This is a genomic window from Mycobacterium sp. 236(2023) (assembly GCF_029623955.1).
Lineage (GTDB): Bacteria > Actinomycetota > Actinomycetes > Mycobacteriales > Mycobacteriaceae > Mycobacterium.
This window is the reverse complement of record NZ_JARSBP010000006.1, coordinates 389,762-409,688: the sequence shown is the minus strand read 5'-3', so window position 1 is coordinate 409,688 and position 19,927 is coordinate 389,762. Positions and strand designations below refer to the sequence as shown.

General features: G+C 66.4%; 21 protein-coding genes and 2 tRNA genes. 14 read left to right on the top strand and 9 right to left on the bottom strand.

Features of this window, described 5'->3' with window-relative positions; all coding sequences use genetic code 11:
• The first annotated feature begins 4 nt into the window (after positions 1-4).
• The 3 genes from P9A17_RS24910 (at position 5) to P9A17_RS24900 (ending at position 2,657) form a co-directional block, all read left to right on the top strand.
• Positions 5-397 (top strand): holo-ACP synthase, encoded by a 393-nt coding sequence (locus P9A17_RS24910; protein ID WP_278041417.1) that lies wholly within the window; start codon positions 5-7, stop codon positions 395-397.
• Positions 398-459: 62 nt separating this feature from the next.
• The gene (locus P9A17_RS24905; protein ID WP_278041416.1) at positions 460-1,311 is read left to right on the top strand and encodes a formate/nitrite transporter family protein; all 852 of its coding nucleotides are present in this window, start codon (positions 460-462) and stop codon (positions 1,309-1,311) included.
• Positions 1,308-2,657, top strand: a complete 1,350-nt coding sequence (locus P9A17_RS24900; RefSeq protein WP_278041415.1) for a dipeptidase — start codon at positions 1,308-1,310, stop codon at positions 2,655-2,657. The genes P9A17_RS24905 and P9A17_RS24900 overlap by 4 nt, the downstream gene beginning before the upstream one ends.
• On the opposite strand, the gene bcp is transcribed toward P9A17_RS24900, so the two are convergent.
• A complete protein-coding gene (gene bcp, locus P9A17_RS24895; RefSeq protein ID WP_278041414.1) occupies positions 2,634-3,107 on the bottom strand; it encodes a thioredoxin-dependent thiol peroxidase in 474 nt (157 codons plus the stop codon). The two genes, P9A17_RS24900 and bcp, sit on opposite strands and share 24 nt — an antisense overlap.
• Before the next feature lie 134 nt (positions 3,108-3,241).
• On the opposite strand from bcp, the gene P9A17_RS24890 reads away from it, so the two are divergent.
• Complete coding sequence (locus tag P9A17_RS24890; RefSeq protein ID WP_278041413.1) at positions 3,242-3,469, top strand: DUF3618 domain-containing protein; 228 nt, start codon at positions 3,242-3,244, stop codon at positions 3,467-3,469.
• Between the two features lie 6 nt (positions 3,470-3,475).
• On the opposite strand, the gene P9A17_RS24885 is transcribed toward P9A17_RS24890, so the two are convergent.
• Entirely contained in the window at positions 3,476-3,646 is a 171-nt protein-coding gene (locus tag P9A17_RS24885; RefSeq protein ID WP_278041412.1) for a hypothetical protein, read from the bottom strand.
• 374 nt (positions 3,647-4,020) lie between these two features.
• Between P9A17_RS24885 and P9A17_RS24880 the strand changes: the two genes are divergently transcribed.
• The gene (locus tag P9A17_RS24880) at positions 4,021-4,389 is read left to right on the top strand and encodes a hypothetical protein (RefSeq protein WP_278041411.1); all 369 of its coding nucleotides are present in this window, start codon (positions 4,021-4,023) and stop codon (positions 4,387-4,389) included.
• Between the two features lie 87 nt (positions 4,390-4,476).
• Here P9A17_RS24880 and P9A17_RS24875 read toward each other — a convergent pair whose 3' ends face one another.
• A complete protein-coding gene (locus P9A17_RS24875; protein WP_278041410.1) occupies positions 4,477-4,728 on the bottom strand; it encodes a hypothetical protein in 252 nt (83 codons plus the stop codon).
• Between the two features lie 502 nt (positions 4,729-5,230).
• Here P9A17_RS24875 and P9A17_RS24870 point away from each other — a divergent pair.
• The gene (locus P9A17_RS24870; protein WP_278041409.1) at positions 5,231-7,891 is read left to right on the top strand and encodes a CocE/NonD family hydrolase; all 2,661 of its coding nucleotides are present in this window, start codon (positions 5,231-5,233) and stop codon (positions 7,889-7,891) included.
• Between the two features lie 52 nt (positions 7,892-7,943).
• On the opposite strand, the gene P9A17_RS24865 is transcribed toward P9A17_RS24870, so the two are convergent.
• A tRNA-Lys gene (locus P9A17_RS24865) sits at positions 7,944-8,019 on the bottom strand.
• A 153-nt stretch (positions 8,020-8,172) separates the two neighbouring features.
• On the opposite strand from P9A17_RS24865, the gene P9A17_RS24860 reads away from it, so the two are divergent.
• On the top strand, positions 8,173-9,393 hold the full coding sequence (locus P9A17_RS24860; protein WP_278041408.1) for an Ig-like domain-containing protein: 1,221 nt from the start codon (positions 8,173-8,175) through the stop codon (positions 9,391-9,393).
• Positions 9,394-9,405: 12 nt separating this feature from the next.
• On the top strand, positions 9,406-9,759 hold the full coding sequence (locus P9A17_RS24855; RefSeq protein ID WP_278041407.1) for a nuclear transport factor 2 family protein: 354 nt from the start codon (positions 9,406-9,408) through the stop codon (positions 9,757-9,759).
• Positions 9,760-9,799: 40 nt separating this feature from the next.
• Here the strand turns inward: P9A17_RS24855 and P9A17_RS24850 are convergent.
• A tRNA-His gene (locus P9A17_RS24850) sits at positions 9,800-9,872 on the bottom strand.
• A gap of 27 nt (positions 9,873-9,899) precedes the next feature.
• Positions 9,900-10,535, bottom strand: coding sequence for an oligoribonuclease (gene orn, locus P9A17_RS24845; RefSeq protein ID WP_278041406.1), 636 nt, complete (start codon positions 10,533-10,535; stop codon positions 9,900-9,902).
• A 93-nt stretch (positions 10,536-10,628) separates the two neighbouring features.
• On the opposite strand from orn, the gene P9A17_RS24840 reads away from it, so the two are divergent.
• A complete protein-coding gene (locus tag P9A17_RS24840) occupies positions 10,629-12,200 on the top strand; it encodes a helicase HerA-like domain-containing protein (RefSeq protein WP_278041405.1) in 1,572 nt (523 codons plus the stop codon).
• A 22-nt stretch (positions 12,201-12,222) separates the two neighbouring features.
• Here the strand turns inward: P9A17_RS24840 and cmrA are convergent, their stop codons facing one another.
• On the bottom strand, positions 12,223-13,029 hold the full coding sequence (gene cmrA, locus P9A17_RS24835; protein ID WP_278041404.1) for a mycolate reductase: 807 nt from the start codon (positions 13,027-13,029) through the stop codon (positions 12,223-12,225).
• Between the two features lie 25 nt (positions 13,030-13,054).
• On the opposite strand from cmrA, the gene P9A17_RS24830 reads away from it, so the two are divergent.
• Positions 13,055-14,371 carry an MFS transporter gene (locus tag P9A17_RS24830; protein ID WP_278041403.1) on the top strand — a complete coding sequence of 439 codons (1,317 nt, stop codon included), beginning with the start codon at positions 13,055-13,057 and terminating at the stop codon, positions 14,369-14,371.
• Here P9A17_RS24830 and P9A17_RS24825 read toward each other — a convergent pair.
• Positions 14,368-15,186 (bottom strand): hypothetical protein, encoded by an 819-nt coding sequence (locus P9A17_RS24825; RefSeq protein WP_278041402.1) that lies wholly within the window; start codon positions 15,184-15,186, stop codon positions 14,368-14,370. The two genes, P9A17_RS24830 and P9A17_RS24825, sit on opposite strands and share 4 nt — an antisense overlap.
• Before the next feature lie 134 nt (positions 15,187-15,320).
• On the opposite strand from P9A17_RS24825, the gene P9A17_RS24820 reads away from it, so the two are divergent.
• The 3 genes from P9A17_RS24820 to P9A17_RS24810 all read left to right on the top strand — a co-directional run bounded on the left by P9A17_RS24820 (position 15,321) and on the right by P9A17_RS24810 (position 17,646).
• Positions 15,321-17,147, top strand: a complete 1,827-nt coding sequence (locus tag P9A17_RS24820) for an alpha/beta fold hydrolase (protein WP_278041456.1) — start codon at positions 15,321-15,323, stop codon at positions 17,145-17,147.
• Positions 17,148-17,238: 91 nt separating this feature from the next.
• A complete protein-coding gene (locus P9A17_RS24815) occupies positions 17,239-17,442 on the top strand; it encodes a hypothetical protein (protein WP_278041401.1) in 204 nt (67 codons plus the stop codon).
• 48 nt (positions 17,443-17,490) lie between these two features.
• Positions 17,491-17,646, top strand: coding sequence for a hypothetical protein (locus P9A17_RS24810; protein ID WP_278041400.1), 156 nt, complete (start codon positions 17,491-17,493; stop codon positions 17,644-17,646).
• Positions 17,647-17,661: 15 nt separating this feature from the next.
• On the opposite strand, the gene P9A17_RS24805 is transcribed toward P9A17_RS24810, so the two are convergent.
• Positions 17,662-18,282 (bottom strand): TetR/AcrR family transcriptional regulator, encoded by a 621-nt coding sequence (locus P9A17_RS24805; RefSeq protein WP_278041399.1) that lies wholly within the window; start codon positions 18,280-18,282, stop codon positions 17,662-17,664.
• Positions 18,283-18,376: 94 nt separating this feature from the next.
• Here P9A17_RS24805 and P9A17_RS24800 point away from each other — a divergent pair, with 94 nt between their 5' ends.
• Positions 18,377-19,927, top strand: coding sequence for a carboxyl transferase domain-containing protein (locus P9A17_RS24800; RefSeq protein WP_278041398.1), 1,551 nt, complete (start codon positions 18,377-18,379; stop codon positions 19,925-19,927).

The following is a 19,927-nucleotide window of genomic DNA, read 5'->3' as shown; positions in this document are numbered from 1 at the left end:
GCCCGTGGGCATCGTCGGGATAGGCATCGATCTCGTCTCCATTCCGGAGTTCGCGGAGCAGGTGGACCGGCCCGGCACGGTGTTCGCCGAGACGTTCACGCCGGGCGAGCGACGCGACGCCGCCGACAAGAGTTCGTCGGCGGCGCGCCACCTCGCAGCGCGGTGGGCGGCCAAGGAGGCGGTGATCAAGGCCTGGTCGGGGTCACGCTTCTCGAAGCGGCCGGTGCTGCCGGAGGCGATTCACCGTGACATCGAGGTCGTCACCGACATGTGGGGTCGGCCTCGGGTGCGGCTGACGGGTGCGGTGGCCGAACACCTCAAAGAGGTGACGATCCACCTGTCGCTGACCCACGAGGCCGACGTCGCCGCGGCGGTCGCCGTCCTCGAAGAGCGCTAGCTGCTTCGGCGCCGGTTCTCCGGGTATCCGTGCGGGTCACCACCGCACCGAGAGGTCCCACCATGCCGGAGACAAGCCAGCGCGAACTCGGAGAATCCGACAGCCCCATCGAGGACGCGCTGGAGTATGCGTTCAGGCGGATGGTCGACGAGGGCACCCAACGTCTGCATCGCAGTTGGCGAGAAGTGCTCGCGACCGGGTTCTTCGGAGGCACCGACATCGCCGTCGGCGTGCTGGCCTACCTGGCGGTGCTGAACGCAACCCATCAGCCACTGCTGGCCGGGCTGGCCTTCTCCGTCGGCTTTCTGGCGCTGCTTCTCGGACGCAGCGAACTGTTCACCGAAGGATTCCTGATCCCGGTCACCACGGTGGCCGCCAAGCGGGCCAGTTTCGGTCAGTTGATCAAATTGTGGAGTGGCACGCTGGTCGCGAACTTGGCCGGCGGTTGGCTGCTGATGCTCCTGATGATGACGGCGCTCCCGCAACTGCACGGGCAGACGATCGAATCTGCGGCTCACTATGCGACTGCGCCGTTGTCGATGGAGACGGCAGCGTTGTCCCTGCTCGGCGGCATGGTGATCACGCTGATGACGCGGATGCAGCACGGCACCGAATCGATGCCGGCCAAGATCGCCGCCGCCATTGCCGGCGCGTTCCTGCTGGCGGGCCTGCAGCTGTTCCATTCCGTGCTCGACTCGCTGCTGATATTCGGCGCGCTGATCACCGGCAAGGCGCCGTTCGGATATCTCGACTGGCTGGGCTGGTTCGCCTACACCGCCGTCGGCAACGTTGTCGGGGGACTCATGCTGGTGACGTTGTTGCGGTTGGTGCGCAGCAAGGACCGATTGCAGGAAGAACGCCGGCAAGCCGAGTCAGACGACGGCGGGGAGCCGCCATTAACCTCGTCTTCATGAACGATCTCATCCAACGCGTCCGCGACGTTCTGCCGTCGGTCCGCGCCGACCTCGAAGACCTCGTGCGCATCGAATCCGTCTGGGCCGACCCGGACCGACGCCCCGAGGTGCAACGGTGTGCCGAGGCGGTGTCGAAGTTGTTGTCGGAGGCAGGATTCGGCGATGTGACGATCGTCGCCGAGGGCGGTGCTCCCGCCGTCATCGCCCGTCACCCCGCGCCGCACGGTGCGCCGACGGTGCTGCTGTACGCGCACCACGACGTGCAGCCTGAGGGTGACCCGGCGCAGTGGGCGACGGCTCCGTTCGAACCGACGGAGCGCGACGGACGCCTCTACGGCCGCGGCACCGCCGACGACAAAGCCGGTATCGCAACCCATTTGGCGGCGTTCCGCGCACACGGCGGCACACCGCCGGTCGGCGTGACGGTCTTCGTGGAAGGGGAGGAGGAGTCGGGGTCGCCGTCGTTGTCGAAGCTGCTGGCCGCCCACCGCGACGTGCTGGCGGCCGACGTCATCGTCATCGCCGACTCCGACAACTGGAGCACCGAGATTCCGTCGCTGACCGTCTCGCTGCGGGGTCTGGCCGACTGCGTGGTCGAGGTCGCCACGTTGGATCACGGCCTGCATTCGGGAATGTGGGGCGGCGTGGTGCCGGACGCCTTGGCCGTCCTCGTCCGCCTGCTGGCAAGCCTGCACGACGACGACGGCAATGTCGCCGTCGAGGGACTGCATGAGGCGGTAGCCGCCGATGTCGACTACACCCCGGAACGTGTCCGAGCCGACACCGGTGTGCTCGACGGAGTCGGTGAGATTGGCTCGGGCTCAGTGGCGCAACGACTTTGGGCCAAGCCGGCGATCACGGTCATCGGTATCGACACGACACCGATCGCGAAGGCGTCGAACACGCTGATCCCGCGGGCACGCGCCAAGGTCAGCATGCGGGTGGCGCCCGGTGGCGACGCGGCCGAGCACCTCGCCGCACTGACCCGTCATCTGGAGAGTCACGCGCCGTGGGGAGCGCAGGTCACCGTCACTCCCGGCGACGTCGGTCAGCCCTATGCGATCGACGCGACGGGTCCTGTCTACGACGCGGCGCGCGGCGCGTTCCGGCAGGCGTGGGGGCACGACGCCATCGACGCCGGCGTGGGCGGATCGATCCCGTTCATCGCCGAATTCGCGGCCGCGTACCCAAACGCGAAAATTCTGGTGACCGGCGTCGAGGACCCGGACACCCAAGCGCACAGCATCGACGAGAGCCTGGACCTGGGAGTGCTGGAGCGGGCCGCGACAGCCGAGGCGCTGCTGCTGGCCCGGCTCGGCGAACTACACGGAGATGTCGCGCCGTAGCTTGCCGACGTGCCCGGTGGCGCGGATGTTGTATTGCGCCACTTCGATTTTGCCCTTCTCGTCGACGACGAACGTCGAGCGGATGACGCCCTGCACAGTCTTGCCGTACATCGTCTTCTCGCCGTAGGCCCCCCAGGCCTCGAGCACCGCGCGATCGGGGTCGGACAACAGCGGGAACGTCAGGTTCTCGGCGTCGCGGAACTTCGCGAGCTTCTCGGGCTTATCGGGGGAGATGCCGACGACGTCGAGTCCCGCGTCGTTGAGTTCGGCCAGGTTGTCGCGGAAGTCGCATGCTTGCTTCGTGCAGCCGGGAGTCGAGGCGGCCGGATAGAAGTACACGATCACCTTGCGGCCCTTGTAGTCGGAGAGCTTGACCGTGTTGCCGTCGGCGTCGGGGAGGCTGAACGCGGGTGCTGTGTCTCCGGCCTCGAGACGGGGGGTTTGCGGCATGGGTGATGTTCCTCCAGGCGATGCGTGTCGGCCGGGCGCTGCGGTGCGCCCGGGCTCAACTAGGGTAGTGCGACAAGAACTGCTGGTTTGGGGCGCGGTCGGCACGCAAGGCGCCGGAGGCATTGGAGGTAGACGTGGCGGACCGGGATCCCGACACCATCAAGGCTGAGATCGACGTGGCTCGCGAGCAACTTGCGGTGACTGTCGACTCACTGGCCGAGCGGGCGAATCCTCGCCGGGTTGCCGACGACCTTCAAGCTGCGGTGCTCCGGTTCGTCAAGAAACCCCCGGTGGCGATCTCGCTGGCCGGTATCAGCGCCGTGGTGATCGTGGTGGTCATTCGCCGCGCACGGCGGCCCTGACCCCCGTCAGCGACGGCGGCTGGACCGGAACCAGCCCGAAAACGAGAATCCGGGCGGATTGGCGACCCGGCCGATGCGGCTGCAGTTGTGCAGCGCCACCGGTTGTTGTGCGCCCATGCCACGAGCTGAGTCCTCACCGTTGGCTCCGGTGCGAACCGGATCGGCCGGGCTTGACATCAGCAAATTCCTCGATTCTTGTCCTCGACCTTCGTGCGATGTCCGTCCGAAGGCCTTCAGCTAACTGCACCATAACACTGCGGTGCGCCTTTGCCCAGCGCAATGCCCATGAATATGTTGCTTGGGGTCATAACCGTTACTGCATGGCCAGGCCGGATGGTGTAGACCATGGTCCCGCCGTGTGACATCTAGCACATGAAGCAGTCTTTACCGCGCAAAAGGCGACAAATTTTTCGTGATCGTAAATCTGCGCGGCGGGGACTTCATACCGATGCCCGGGCGCAGGCGCGGCGCGGGTCGCCCCCGATAGCGCTGCGCGGAGTCCTCTACGCTGTCGCCTGACCCACTACGAGCGACAGCGAAGGAGGCGCGGGATGGCGTGGTTTCTCGCCCTGCAGGGCCCGGCTCAGCCGAGTCACCAGGCTTCGGTCTACGAACTTCAGGACTCGGCCGACGTGGACAAGCTGGCTCAGGAGCTCGCCAGCGCTGTGACGCTGGACCGGGTGGTGGCTATCGCGGCGATGCTCCCGCAGAACACCAAGAAGCGTCAAAAGGTCACGCTGTATGTGCGGCCCGCGGCGTGGGGAATGTGGACGTTCTACGAGTTGTCCGAAGAGGACAAGCGTCAGCTGATGAGGGAAAACCCGCTGGTTCAGGCGATGCAGCAGCACCAGCGTGAGCACGCCAACGCCGGCGCGCAGGCGAATCCGCTCTTGGGCCAGCCGGGCGGCCCGCGCCGCTGACCGAGGCCGCGAACACACACGGGCGGTGCAGTTTCGCGCGTCATGGCCGAAAGAGGCGCACTGCCCGCCTGGTGTCAGCTGGTTCGGTTACTGAGTGTCGCTGTTGAACAGGTACCAGAGGCCGTCATCGCCCTGACGGCAGATGAAGTACGGGTACTTCGCATCCTCTTCCGGGTTCGACAGCGCGACATTCGGTCCGTCGGTCTGGCAGGCCTCCTGGGAATCCCAGGTCAGGGGCACGCCGTCGGGTCCGACGAGGCGGACTTCCTCCGCGTTCGCGACTGCGCTGCCTGAGAACGCCGCGATGACAAATGCTCCGGTAATGAGCAGCTTCTTCATGGTGTATCCCTCGGTTCCTTGGTCGGGTCAGCGCCGATGGGTTTCGTTGCCTGGTGACGCTGGGCAGACTCTAGGCCGCCGGGTGCGACGAGTAATGGCTTTCAAGCAAATATTGACGACGATTCTCTAAAAATAGGGATAAGCCCGCGTCGTTCGAGCTACAGGGCACTTCCCGCGTTGTCGCAGGCTGGATGCGCGCGGTGTGGCAAACGCGGGCCTTTCGCCGTCCGCCTCTGCGGAATCCGTTTTGCCGGATGTTCGGGCGCTGACTTTTCGACGTTGCGGGCTCTCGATCTTCGGTGATCGCCGCTGAGGTCGGCATCAGCCCCGAGCGTGGGGACGTGCTGGAAAGGGCGCGCGAAAGTTACTGATCATGGCCAGCTTTGGGCCCGCGGACGACTTCGATTGCACGTCGACTATGTCGGTTACGTCAATTGCCAACCGAGGGCGGGCGGGCGTGCATATAGTTTGCTGCACTGCTCGCCGATCCAACGGGGGAATTATGAGCGCTGCACGCTATATCGGCCGTATCGGAGGACTCGCAGTCGCGCTGGGCGTCAGCACCGCTGTCGTCACCGGCTACGGCGTCGCTTCGGCGGACCCCGCAGGTGGGTCTGATCCAGGGGCATCGTCGGCGGGGGCGACGGAGTCGAACGAGTCCTCCGGCCAGCAGCGCACGTCGACGACCAAGCGGGATTCGGCCCGTCCGGGTGCGTCGGCGCAGGAAGGCTCCGATGACAGCGGCGGCGACACCGGCGACGACGGATCATCTGACGACGACTCGGTCGACACCGAGTCGCCCGACGACGCAGACGAAGCGGCCGACAGCGGGGACGGCGGTGCCGCGTCTGATGAGTCCGAACCTGCCGACGCCGACGACACCGATGACGCGGACGTGCCGGCTGCCGTCGAAGAACCGGCGACGGACCCCGACGCGGCGGCGCCGGACGCGGTGCCCTCTGATGTCGATGACCTGGACGGCGAAGAGATCAGCGCGGCGGAGGAGCCTGCGAACGGGCAGACACCAGCGCTGAAGTGGTTGTCGAGCCCGGCTGCGACCGCGGGCCGCGCGGCGACGCCGACCGCGTCGACAACCGTTGCCACCGCCTCGGTGTCGAATCCCTTCGTCGAGCTCATCCACAGTCTGTTCAACCCGTTCGCGGGAGACGGCCCCGCGGGGACGCCGAATTCTCCGCTGTCGTGGGCGATGGCGGCCGCGGCCCGCCGCGAGGCGCTCGTCACCAGCGGACCGATCTCGGTCGATCCGACGCTGGACTTCGACAACGGCGTCATCTACGGCTCGGTCGGCGCCACGGACACCAATGGCAGGCCGCTGATCTACACGCTGCTCGACGGGCCCGATCAGGGCGGGAAGATGACGCTCAACGCCGACGGCACGTTCTCGTTCCTGCCGGACCTCTCCGTCGTCGAATCACGCGGCATCGAGACCTTCACCGTCATGGTCAGCCAGAAGAGCGTGCTGGTGAGCATCCTTGAGGCGATCCCGATCGTCGGCGATTTCGTGCAGCCGATCGTGCTCGGGCTCCAGCGGGTGCCGATCCTGGGCGAGCTGCTGCAGCCGATCATCGGCTATCGAGTCATCACGCCCATCGATGTCGACATCGACGAGCTTGTCCCCGTCGGCGCCCCGGTGGCGTTCACGACGATGGTGACGTCGTTCGACGGGACGCAGATCAGCACCAACTTCTTCCCGGCGACCGGACTTGCGTTCGGCGAGACGGCACCGACCGTGCTCAACGGCCCCGGTCTGGGCAGCGCCGGCACCATCGACCCGACCACGACGATTCAGGTCGCCGATCTCGTCCCCGGTCTGGCGCCACTGCGGGATGCGGGATACAACGTCGTGACGTGGGATCCCCGCGGCGAGTACGCCTCTGGCGGCATCCTGCAGCTTGACAACCCGTTCTTCGAGGGCCGCGACGTCCAGGCGATCATCAGCTGGCTTGCCGAGCGGCCGGAGGCCGAACTCGATGCGCCCGGTGATCCGACGATGGGCATGGTCGGCGGTTCGTACGGCGGCGGCATTCAGCTGGTGGTGGCGGGCATCGATCGCCGGGTCGACGCGATAGTTCCTGTCATTGCCTGGAATTCGCTCAATGAGGCGCTCTACCCGGCCGACGCGTTCAAGTCCGGCTGGTCGACGCTGTTGGCGCTTGATCTGCTGGAGGCGGGCGCGCGGATCAACTCGCAGATCTATCCCGCGATCATCCAGGGCCTACTTTTCGGTTTCCTCACCGAGTCGCAGCAGGCAATCCTGACCAGCAGTGGCCCGACCACACTGGTGAACCAGATCACGGCGCCCACATTGTTGATCCAAGGTACGGCCGACGGGTTGTTCACGCTCGCCCAGGCGGTCACCAACGCGATGATGCTCGACGCGAATGGTGTTCCGGTGGAGATGATTTGGGCATGTGGCGGGCACGGCATATGCCTGGATCCGCTCAATCCGATCCAGCAGCCGCTGCTGGTGAACTCGACGATCGGCTGGCTCGATCGGTACGTGCGCGGCAATGAACTGATCCCGACGGGACCGCGGTTCGAGTGGTTCGACCAGTTCGGCGATTATCACTTCTCGGACCTGCTGCCGACCGAGTCCGGGTTCTACGGCGACCCGCTGGTCACCGAGGGCGACGGAGGCTTCCTGCCGATCATCCCGCTGCTCGGCGGTTCGGGGCCGCAGACCAAGCCGCCGACACCGCTGCTCTTGTCGGTGGCGACGGCGTCGGACGCATGGCTGGCGCTGAATCTGGACATCCCGGCACCCGACGAAGAGACGCAGATCGTCGGCGCCCCGGAGATCACGCTCACCTATTCGGGGCTCGGCACGGCGAGCCACATCTACGGGCAGCTCGTTGACGAGACGACAGGTCTGGTGCTGGGCAACCTCGTGACGGCGATCCCGGTGACGTTGAACGGCCGCAGCCAGACGGTCACGTTCGATCTGGAGCAGATCGCCTACACGATGGTGCCGGGGGCGACGCTGAAGCTGCAGCTGGCCGGTTTCGCCACTCCGTACCTCGACCTGATCCAGGTCGGTTACATCAACGTCGAAAGTGTGACCATCTCGCTACCGACCGTTGCGCCGGGCGTCAGCGACGATGCGGCGATGGCCGGTCTCGCCGTCGGGGTGAGCGCGGCGTAGGCCAGCAAACTTCCCGAAACGACAAAATCCCCGCCTGAGCAGGGATTTCGTGTGGTGCGCCGTCAGGGTTTCGAACCCCGGACCCGCTGATTAAGAGTCAGCTGCTCTACCAACTGAGCTAACGGCGCGCGTGTGAGACAATAACAGGCCCGCGGCGCAGGATGAAATCGCGATTACCGCGGCGAGAGGCGACGTCGCAGTCACGCCCTCTTGTCACAACTGACCGTAGAATTGGCGTCGACGATCGGTGGGCGCACAGCCCTGTATGCGAGGTGGGGAGTATGAGGCACGTCAACACGGTGACCCGTGCGCGCAGGAAGCGGTCCTGGTTGGTGGCCGCCGCGCTCGTTCCCGCGATTGTGCTCGGCCTGACCGCCTGCGGCGGGGAGGTCGAACAGGCGAAGCCGCAGGTGATCACCGACAAGGGCACCCCGTTCGGTGACCTCCTCGTCCCGAAGCTGACCTCCTCCGTCAAAGACGGAGCCGTGGGTGTCAGCGCCGGTGAGCCCGTCACCGTCGCCGCCGAGGACGGCGTCCTCGGCGCGGTGACGATGGTCAATGAGGACGGCGAAACGGTCTCGGGCAAGCTGTCCAAGGACGGGCTGACCTGGGAGACCACCGAGCCGCTCGGCTACAACAAGCGCTACACCTTGACGGCGCAGTCGCTGGGGCTGGGCGGTGTGACGAGTCGTCAGATGACGTTCGAGACGCACTCGCCCGAAAACCTCACGATGCCTTACGTTTTGCCCAACGACGGCGAGGTCGTCGGTGTCGGTCAGCCGGTGGCGGTCCAGTTCGACGAAAACATCCCGAACCGCCTTGCGGCACAGCGCGCCATTACGGTCAAGACCAACCCGCCCGTGGAGGGCGCGTTCTACTGGCTCAACAACCGCGAAGTGCGTTGGCGCCCAGCGCAGTACTGGAAGCCGGGCACCACGGTCGAGGTTCAGGTCAACACCTACGGCGTCGACCTGGGCGACGGCCTGTTCGGTCAGGAGAACGTCTCCACGAACTTCACCATCGGCGATCAGATGATCACGACGGTCGACGACAACACCAAGACGCTCACCGTGCGCCGCAACGGTGAAGTGATCAAGACCATGCCGGTGTCGATGGGCAAGAACAGCACGCCGACCAACAACGGTGTGTACATCGTGGGGGACCGGCGCTCGCACATGGTGATGGATTCGTCGACCTACGGCGTTCCGGCCAACTCGCCCAACGGATATCGCACCGAGGTGGACTGGGCCACCCAGATCTCCTACAGCGGCATCTACGTGCACGCCGCGCCGTGGTCGGTCGGTAGCCAGGGGGAGAGCAACGTCAGCCACGGCTGCATCAACGTGTCGACGAGTAACGGGCAATGGTTCTACGACAACTCCAAGCGCGGCGACATCGTCGAAATCTCGAATACGGTCGGCTCACCCCTGTCGGGCACCGACGGCCTCGGTGACTGGAACGTCCCGTGGGAGCAGTGGAAAGCCGGCAACGCCAACGTCTGACGGGCGGTGCGGATGACGATCGACGCCGGACGGTTCGCCGCCGAGTGGGTGCGCGCCTGGAATGCGCACGACGTCGAGGCCGTGCTGGCGCATTTCGCCGATGACGTCGAGTTCACCTCGCCGGTGGCGTTGAAGGTCCTCCCCGCCACCGGTGGCGTGGTTCGCAGCAAGGCGGCGCTGCGGGAGTACTGGACGACCGCATTGGCCGGGATCCCGGATCTGCGGTTCACGGTCGAGGGCGTCTACCAGGGCGTCGACACCATCGTGATCACCTACCGCAACCAAAACGGTGGATCGGTCAACGAGGTGCTGCGCTTCAACGACGCCGGCCTGGTGGTCGAGGGGCACGGCACCTACCTGATATGAGAAACGCCGCCTACCGGAGTAGACGGCGTTCCCACATCGGGGTGGCTGACGGGACTCGAACCCGCGACAGCCAGGATCACAACCTGGTGCTCTACCAACTGAACTACAGCCACCATCGCCGCGCGAGCGGCTTGGTCATACTAGCTGCTTGAGCCCCCAGGAGCCGAATCGTTTGGTGCGTCGGGTCCCAGTGTCGCCGCGACGGCTGCGATGTCGCTGGTCGACGGGCCGGGCGGCGCGACGAACGCGGTCTGACGGTAGTACTTGAGCTCGCGGATCGACTCGTGGATGTCGGCGAGCGCGCGGTGCGCGAGACCCTTGTCCGGCTGCCCGAAGTAGATCCGGGGATACCAGCGGCGGCACAGCTCCTTGATCGAGCTGACGTCGATCATCCGGTAGTGCAGATAGTCGTCGAGCTTGAGCATGTCGCGCGCGATGAACCCGCGGTCGGTGGCGATCGAATTGCCGGCCAGCGGCGCCGTCTTGGCCTGCTTGATGTGCTCGCGGATGTAGCTCAACACCATGTCTTCGGCGGTGGCGAGGTCGACGGTCGACGCGCGCACCTCCTCGATGAGGCCCGACTTGGTGTGCATCTGCTTGACCACATCGATCATCGAAGACAGCGCTTCGTCGTCGGCATGGATGACGACGTCGAGGCCCTCGCCCAGGATGTTCAGATCCGCGTCCGTCACCAATACCGCGATCTCGATGAGGCGGTCGGATTTGAGGTCCAGACCCGTCATCTCGCAGTCGATCCACACAAGTTCATCGCGCACAGCGCTCAACAGTAAGCCCCGCGGCGGCCCGAGGCTTTACATGGGCTGCGCGAGCCCGTGGAATCGCCCTGGCATCGCAGTAGGGTGCGACACATGACCACCGAGTCGTCCGGCAGTCCAGCGCAACAGATCGCCGCAGGTTACGCCGGGCAAGGGGCGGTGCTGGAGCTCGGCACAGTCGTCGTCGACGGTGTCTGCGACTCGTCGGCGCGGGTGCGCATCCCGCTGGCGATGCTCAACCGGCACGGCCTGGTCGCCGGCGCCACCGGCACCGGGAAGACGAAGTCGCTGCAGGTGCTCGCCGAGCAGCTGTCGGCGGCCGGTGTGCCGGTGGTGATGGCCGACGTGAAGGGCGACCTGTCGGGGCTGTCGCGGCCCGGTGAATCGGGTGACAAGGTGGCGCAGCGGGCCGCCGACACCGGAGACGAGTGGGCGCCGACTGGCTATCCCGTGGAGTTCCTGTCACTGGGCACGTCGGGGATCGGGGTGCCGGTGCGCGCCACCGTCACCAGCTTCGGGCCGATACTGCTGTCGAAAGTGTTGGGGCTCAACCAGACTCAGGAATCCACGCTGGGGCTGATCTTCCACTGGGCCGACCAGCAGGGGCTACCGCTGCTGGACTTGAAGGACTTGCGCTCGGTCATCCAGTACCTGACCAACGACGAGGGCAAACCCGCGCGGAAAGCCCTCGGCGCGGTCTCGACGACCACCGCCGGGGTGATCCTGCGCGCCCTCGTCAATCTCGAAGCCGACGGCGGGGACACCTTTTTCGGGGAGCCCGAACTCGAGCCGTCCGACCTGCTGCGCGTCGACGCATCCGGTCGCGGAATCGTCACGCTGCTGGAACTCGGTAACCACGCCACGCGCCCGGTGATGTTCTCGACGTTCCTGATGTGGGTGCTGGCAGACTTGTTCACGACGCTGCCCGAGGTGGGTGACGTCGACAAGCCCAAGTTGGTGTTCGTGTTCGACGAGGCACATCTGCTGTTCACGGATGCGTCGAAGGCGTTTTTGGAGCAGGTCGAGCAGACGGTGAAGCTGATCAGGTCCAAGGGCGTCGGCGTCATCTTCTGCACTCAGATGCCGACCGACATTCCCAAAGAGGTGCTCGGCCAGCTGGGTGCGCGGATTCAGCACGCGCTGCGCGCGTTCACCCCCGACGATCAGAAGGCGCTGACGAAGACGGTCCGCACCTATCCGAAAACGTCGGTGTACGACCTGGAATCGGCGTTGACGTCATTGGGCATCGGGGAGGCCATCGTCACCGTCCTCTCAGAGACAGGTGCCCCGACGCCGGTGGCGTGGACCAGGATGCGCGCCCCGCGCTCCCTGATGGACACCATCGGTCCGGACGCGATCACGGCCGCAGCCAAAGCCAGTCCGTTGCAAGCCGAGTACGGCCAGACCATCGACCGGGATTCGGCCTACGAACGATTGGCGGCCAAACTCGCACCCCCGGCACCCGAACAACCCCCGGTCTATGCGCCGCCGCCGGTCGAGGTACCGCCGATGCCCGCGCCTGCGCAGCGCGAAGAGCCGGGATTCCTCGACCAGATGATGGACAGCCCGGCGTTCAAGAGCGCGATGCGTTCGGCCGGAACGGTGATCGGTCGCGAGATCACCCGAAGCATCTTCGGCACCGGCCGCCGCAAGCGCCGCCGCTGAATCGCCTTGTGGCGCTGAGCGCTTAGTCGCCGCCCAGCTTCTTGTAGACCGCGCCGACGATCGGTGCGACGATCGCGCGGGGTGCGTAGCCGCTGGCCGCCGACATCGCCTTGGACGTGACACCGGGCACGACGCGCATCTTGTTGCGGTCCAACCCATCCAGTGAGACCTTCGCCGTGTACTCGGTGTCGATCCACAAGAAATCGGGGATCAATTTCTCGACCAGCGACTGCTCGTCGGGATCGGGCAGGTCGGTGCGGACGGGCCCCGGGGCCAGCACGGTGACGTGCACACCCGCGGATTTCACTTCTCCGCGCAGGGATTCGCTGAACGTGTTGGCGAACGCCTTGGTCGCGGCGTAGGTCGCGTTGTTCGGGATGGGCGAGTTGCCCGCCGCCGATCCCGAGGTCAGGATCCCGCCCGCGCGCCGTTCGACCATGCCGGGCAGAACCGCCAGCACCAGGTCGTGCACACCGAGGACGTTGAGCTGCACCTGTTTCCGCTCTTCCGCGGGGTCGAGCGTCGCGACGGCTCCGAACGTCGCGGTGCCCGCGTTGGCGCACAGGATCGAGATGTTGCGCGACGCCAACTCGTCGCAGAACACGCTCCGCGCGGCGGGGTCGGCGAGGTCGACGCCCCGTACTTCGACCGTGACGCCGTACTCCGCGCGCAATCGTTCGGCGAGTGCGTTGAGCACGTCCTCACGGCGGGCCGTGATCATCAGATGGTGGCCGCGGCGGGCGAGCTCGACGGCCAGCGCCTCGCCGATGTTCTGGGATGCGCCGGTGACGACGGCGCGGGCGTCCGCGCTGGGTGCGGGTACTGGCATGGGCGGGACTATATCGTGGGCGTCCATGAGCGAGGTGTCGCCCACGACCGGGCCGCCCGCCACCGCGACACGCTCGCGCGTGGTGGCTTGGGCGATGTGGGATTTCGGGGCGACGGCGATCAACGCGATCGTCATCACGTTCGTGTTCACCGTCTATCTGACGTCTGCGGTGGGCGACGATCTGCCTGGTGACACCACTCCGGCGAGCTGGCTGGGCCGTGCGCTGGCCGCTGCCGGACTCGTGGTCGCGTTGCTGGCCCCGGTGACCGGGGTGTGGGTCGACGCGCCCGCCCGGAGGCGCAGGGCGCTGGCGATCCTGACCGGTCTCGTCGTGCTGCTGACGGCGTCGCTGAGCCTGATCCGCGACGACTACCACTACCTGTGGCCGGGATTGATTCTGTTGGCCTGCACCGCGGCCTGCAGCGAGTTGGCCACCGTCCCGTACAACGCGATGCTGCGCGACCTGTCCACGCCCGAAACGTCGGGCCGGGTTTCCGGATTCGGTTTGGCGCTGGGCTATTTCGGCAGTGTGCTGGCCTTGCTCGTGGTGTACCTCGGGTTCATCTCCGGTGACGGCGACACTCGTGGTCTGCTGGGTCTGCCTGTCGAGGACGGACAGAACGTGCGGGCGGCGATGCTGCTCGTCGCGGCCTGGTTCGCGCTGTTCGCGCTGCCGCTGCTGATCTCGACACCCAGGCACGCTCAGGAGACGCCGCCCCGCGTCGGCTTCTTCGGGGCCTACCGGCGGCTGTGGCAGGAGGTGCGCGCCGAGTGGCGTCGCGACCGCAACGTCGTCTACTACCTCGGCGCCAGCGCCATCTTCCGCGACGGTCTCACCGGGGTGTTCACCTTCGGCGCGGTGCTCGGCGTGAACGTCTACGGGGTGTCTCAGGCCGACGTGCTGTTGTTCGGCGTCGCCGCCTGTGTCGTCGCCGCGCTCGGGTCGGTGGTGGGCGGCCGGGCCGACGACCGCGTCGGCTCCAAGCCGGTCATCGTCGCGTCACTGATCGCGATGATCGTGGTGGGCCTGGTCCTGATGGTGCTGTCCGGGGTGATGGCGTTCTGGGCGTGCGGACTGCTGCTGTGCCTTTTCATCGGCCCGACGCTGTCGTCGGCCCGCACGCTGATGATGCGGATGGCCGCGCACGGCAAGGAAGGCGTCACGTTCGGCCTCTACACAACAGCGGGTCGAGCCGCGACTTTCCTGGCGCCGTGGCTGTTTTCGGTGTTCATCGACGTCTTCGACAGCTACCGCGCGGGCATGGGCGGGCTCGTTCTCGTGCTCGCGCTCGGCTTACTCCTGTTCCTGCCGGTGCGCACACCGCAGCGCCTCGGCTCCTAGCCGGCCGGCGCGCAGATCGTCAGGCCGGCACCGGTGCGCACATCGAGCTGCTCACCGTTCACCGAGATCGAGCACGTCACCTCGCGGCCGACGTTGATGATGCTGATGCTCGCCGACGTCTCACCCGGCTGTGGCAGGGACACTTCCTTGCTCCAGGGCAGCATCACGTTGAACTCGGTCTGCAGCAGACCGCCGGTGTCGACGTAGGTGACGTTGATGGCGCGACCCGTGCCCTCGATCGTGTAGACGACGGTGTCGGTGGCACCGGGGACGGTCGGTTCGGTGGTCGGTGCGGACGGGAACGTCGGCAGTGTCGGACGTGGCAGAACCGGAGTCGACGGTCGTGTCGTCGGCGTACGCGGGGTCGTGGTCGGTGACTGGGTGAACGACGGTTCCGGCATGGGCGGCAGCGGCGCCACCACCGTCTGCTGCCGGGAGCTGTTGACGATCACCAGCGCGATGACCAATCCGATGACCAAGACCACGGCGACGCCGGCCACGATCCACAGCCAGCGCGGCGACCTCGGCCCCTCCGGCGGCGGTTCGGAACCTCCGCCTTGCGGGTTCTGGGGTGGGTACTGACCCGTCGGGTACGGGTCGTATCCGTAGGGCGAGTAAGCGGGCAACCGTTCGGTGGGGCGCGGTGGCGGAGGCGGCTGGTACGGGGAACCGTACGGCGCCTGGCTCGCGTAGGCCGGATCGGAATATCCGGAGTACCCGGGGTCACTGCCCCGACGCGATTCCTCCTCGCGTCCGCCGAAGCCTGATCGCTCCTCGCGTCCGCGGCGGCTCCATCCGTCGGGTGAATTCGTCATACCCACCTCATGGCTGCAGGGTACCTGTGCAGGCGCTCAGTGCATCCGGCACCGGCCCAGGCGTCGTCGCCGCCGCCGACCGTGCACAATCGGGAACCGTGGCAGAACAGGTCCGCCGAATCTACGGCGCTTCGATGTCTCCTGACGCCACCGCATTCGCCCACCTCGTCGACGACGGCGGGTACCCGCGGGCGGTCCAGCGGTTCCTTCGGGGCTGGCGCGCGAGCTCCTCGCGAGATGTCGATCTCCCGATCGACGGCCCGGTCACCCGGGTCATGCACTCGGCCGACGGTCACTGGCTGGCCTGTCAGGTCGCCCCCGAAGGTGGGTCCCGCACGCAGATCTGGGTTGTGACAACAGATCCCGATGATCGCGCTGCCCGGCGCGTCGACTATTGGCCGTCGGGTGTGGAGGGCACCGCGGAATTGATCGGCTGGGACGGCACTTTGGTGGCGGCGATCCTGACCGGTGAGGACGGGGTGGGCAGCTCGTGCCTGATCGATCCATCGGGGACGACCACGACCGTGCTCGACCGCCGTTCGGGCGGCAGACTCGTCGACGCGTGGGCAGGCGCTTCGCTGATCCGCGTCGGTCCGCGGGGTTACCGGGATCTGATCATGCTGCGCGGTCTCACCGAGATCGGTCTGCTGCCGTATGACCCCGGCTCGACGACCGACACCGGCATCATCCTCGACGACCACGGCCCGCGCCGATTGCGGTCCGGACCGGAAGGTGAGCACAACGAGCTCTACCTGCCGGCCAGCGAGTACGGGATCAACAGCACCGAGGGTTACGTCCGCGCGCTCATCCGCAGCGAGAACGGCGCCGAGCACGCGCGGCTTCTCGAGGTGACGGTGACCGCCGACGGCGTCGCCTATCAGGTTCTCGCCGAGCGGACGGGCTGCGAGCTCGATGAATTCACAGTCAGCGACGACATGTCCACGGTCGCGATCCTGTGGAACCTACACGGCGCCAGCGAATTACAGATCCTCGAATACGCCGACGGCACGCTGTACGACCCTATTCCGCTGCCCGGGATGGTGGCCGGCGAGCTCAGCATCAGCGCTGGCGGATCCATGCTCGCGGTGACGGTCGAGGGTCCCGCGAAGCCTCCCACCGTCGAGCTGGTCGACCCGCGGACGCGGGAGTGGGAGCTTGTCGACCGTGAGCCGAGCAGCGGGCCGGTGTCGGCCGACCCGACGCTGGAGACCATCACCGCACGCGACGGACTGACGTTCACCGGGTGGCTGTTCCGGCCGCCGGAGGGGGTCGAGACGATCGGCGCGATGCTGTTTCTGCACGGCGGACCCGAAGGTCAGGGTAGGCCCGGATACAACGAATTCTTCCCGGCGCTGCTCGACGAGGGCATCGGCGTGTTCCTGCCGAACGTTCGAGGCTCCGGTGGTTTCGGCCGGAGCTTCATGCACGCCGATGATCGGGAGCGCCGGTTCGCCGCGATCGACGACGTCGCCGACTGCGTGCGCTTCCTCGTCGACAACGGACATGCACCCGCCGGGAAGGTGGCGTGCTGCGGCTGGTCCTACGGGGGTTATCTCACCCAGGCCGCGCTGGCGTTCCATCCCCAGCAGTTCGCCGCGGGCATCAGCATCTGCGGTATGAGCGACCTGAACTCCTGGTACCGCAACACCGAGCAGTGGATCGCGTCGGCGGCCTACCCCAAATACGGTCATCCCGTCAGTGATCAGGATCTGCTGCAGCGACTGTCCCCGTTGCCGCGCGCGCGTGAGATCACCGCGCCGCTGCTGTTGGTGCACGGCCTCAACGACACGAACGTGCCGCCGAGCGAGTCGCAGCAGATGTGCGATGCACTGACCGCGTTGGGGCGCAGGGCCAAGCTTCTGGCGTTCGAGGACGACGGCCACGAGATCGACAAGCGCGAGAACCGCGCGGTCCTGCGTCAGGCGATGTGTGACTGGCTTACCGCGGCTTTCGCCAGTTGACCTTGATCCCGTCAGAGGTTTGACGCAATTTTCAGCGGGGTAAAACTCTGCTGCGCGCCACTACCGAGCGCGCAGACGGAGGAGGCACGGCATGCGAGGAATTCTCGGCGTGATTGTTCTCGTCTGGTTGCTGATCGGCGTGTTCGCTGCCTATCAGCGGGATTACTTCACCGGTGGCGAAACCAATTGCGCCACAGCGGGAAGCATCGCGCTGACTGTGGTGGCGGGGCCGCTGAACTACGCGGGAGTCAATCCGAAGGTGACGGATTGCAATGTCCCGCAGCCCAGCCAGTAACCACTGACTGGTCGCCGCGCACACGAGTTGTCGAAGAATGGAGTGGAAGTGATCGTCTTCGGAGCGATTCTGCTCATCCTGGGTCTTATTTTCGGAATGTCGATACTGACGTACATCGGTGTAGTGCTGCTCGTCATCGGTGCGGTCTTCTGGATTCTCGGCTCCGTGGGGCGTCCGGTGGCAGGCCGCAGAGCCTGGTACTAGGGCTGTTTGCCTCGCCTAGCGGCGGGGTCGTCCGGCCGAGGTCAGCGCAGCGACCGTCATCTTCTTGAGGACGGTCCGTGAGCTGGCCTCGGCCGTTTTCGTCGTCCCGGGTTTGAGGCTGTGTGCCGTCGAATTCAGCAGTCCGAAGGTGGCGTGAGCCATCAGACGCGCATCGGACTCGGTCAGGTCGCGATCGCGCCTCCGCAGCACCTCGACCCAGATCTCGACGTATTGCCGCTGTTTGCGGCGAACCTGCCGCTTCGCCGTCGGCGGGAGGTTGCCGAGGTCGCGGTCCTGAATGCGGATCAGGTCGGATTCGCCGAACGCGAAGTCGAGATGGAAATCGATCAACGCTGCGAGCGCGGAGTCGGCGTCGTGGGCCTGTCCCGCCGCGTCGGCGGCGCCGGCCAGCAGCCGCGTGCTGATGCCGACCAGCAGTTCGACCAACAACGCTTCTTTGTTGGGGAAGTGCCGGTAGATCGCCGGGCCGCTGACGCCGGTGGCCGCTCCGATGTCTTCGAGCCGGACTGCGAGGTAGCCGTGTTCGGCGAACAACCTCTCCGCTGCGGCGACGAGTTGGCCGCGCCGGTCGGATTTGGCCCTGCTGCGGGCGGAGGCGGCATCCGGCAAGGTCATGACGTGAACCTCCCCGCCGGTGGTGGACAGCAACAGTTAATGATGATTAACATACCACTCGGTTAGTCATCATTAACTAAAGGTGGGTTCAGCGATGGCAGCGCGGGCATCTCATCGCGACGATCACGTCGCGCTGGTCGACCAGTTGCGGTCCAAGCTCGCAACAGCGGCGCTCGGCGGATCTGAACGGGCCCGCGAGCGGCATGTGAGCAGGGGCAAGCTGTTGCCGCGTGACCGGGTCGACGGACTTCTCGATCCCGGCAGCCCGTTCCTCGAACTGACCGCGCTCGCCGCCGACGGCATGTACGACGACGAGTGCCCGGGCGCCGGAATGATCTCCGGCATCGGGCGGGTGTCGGGCCGCGAATGCGTCATCGTCGCCAACGACGCCACCGTCAAAGGTGGCACCTATTACCCGATTACCGTCAAGAAGCACCTGCGCGCCCAGGAGGTCGCGCTGCAGAACCGGTTGCCCTGCATCTATCTCGTCGACTCCGGCGGTGCCTTCCTGCCCCGTCAGGACGAAGTGTTCCCCGACCGTGAGCATTTCGGGCGCATCTTCTACAACCAGGCGACCATGAGCGCCAAGGGAATTGCCCAGATCGCCGCCGTCCTGGGCTCGTGCACCGCCGGTGGCGCCTACGTGCCCGCCATGAGCGACGAAGCAGTGATCGTGCGCAACCAGGGCACCATCTTCCTGGGCGGTCCGCCGCTGGTGAAGGCCGCGACCGGAGAGGTCGTCACCGCAGAGGAACTCGGCGGCGGCGACCTGCACTCCAAGGTCTCCGGCGTCACCGATCACCTCGCCCACGACGACCGGGACGCGCTGCGGATCGTCCGGCGGATCGTCGGGACGCTCGCGCCGAAAGAGCCGCCGCCGTGGGAGGTTGCCCCCGTTGTCGATCCGATCGCCGACCAGAGCGAGCTCTACGACGTCGTCCCCGTCGACTCGCGGGTGCCCTATGACGTGCACGAGGTCGTGAACCGCATCGTCGACGGCGGCGACTTCGCCGAGTTCAAGGCCGAGTACGGCACCACACTCGTGACCGGCTTCGCTCGCATCCACGGCCACCCGGTCGGCATCATCGCCAACAACGGCGTGCTGTTCGGCGAATCGGCGGTCAAGGGTGCGCATTTCATCGAGCTGTGCGACAAGCGCAACACCCCATTGTTGTTCCTGCAGAACATCTCCGGGTTCATGGTCGGTCGCGACTACGAGGCGGGCGGTATCGCCAAACACGGCGCCAAGATGGTGACCGCGGTCGCGTGCGCACGGGTCCCGAAGTTGACGGTCGTCATCGGCGGGTCCTACGGGGCCGGAAACTACTCGATGTGCGGGCGTGCCTACTCGCCCCGATTCCTGTGGATGTGGCCCAACGCCAGGATCTCGGTGATGGGCGGCGAGCAGGCCGCGTCGGTGCTGGCCACCGTTCGCGGTGACATGACCCCCGACGAAGAAGAGGCGTTCAAGGCGCCCATCCGCGCCCAGTACGAAGACCAGGGGAACCCGTACTACTCGACCGCGCGGCTGTGGGATGACGGCGTCATCGATCCCGCCGACACCAGAGACATTGTCGGATTGGCACTTTCGGTGACAGGCCAGGCTCCGCTGGAGCCGGTGTCCTACGGCGTCTTCAGGATGTGA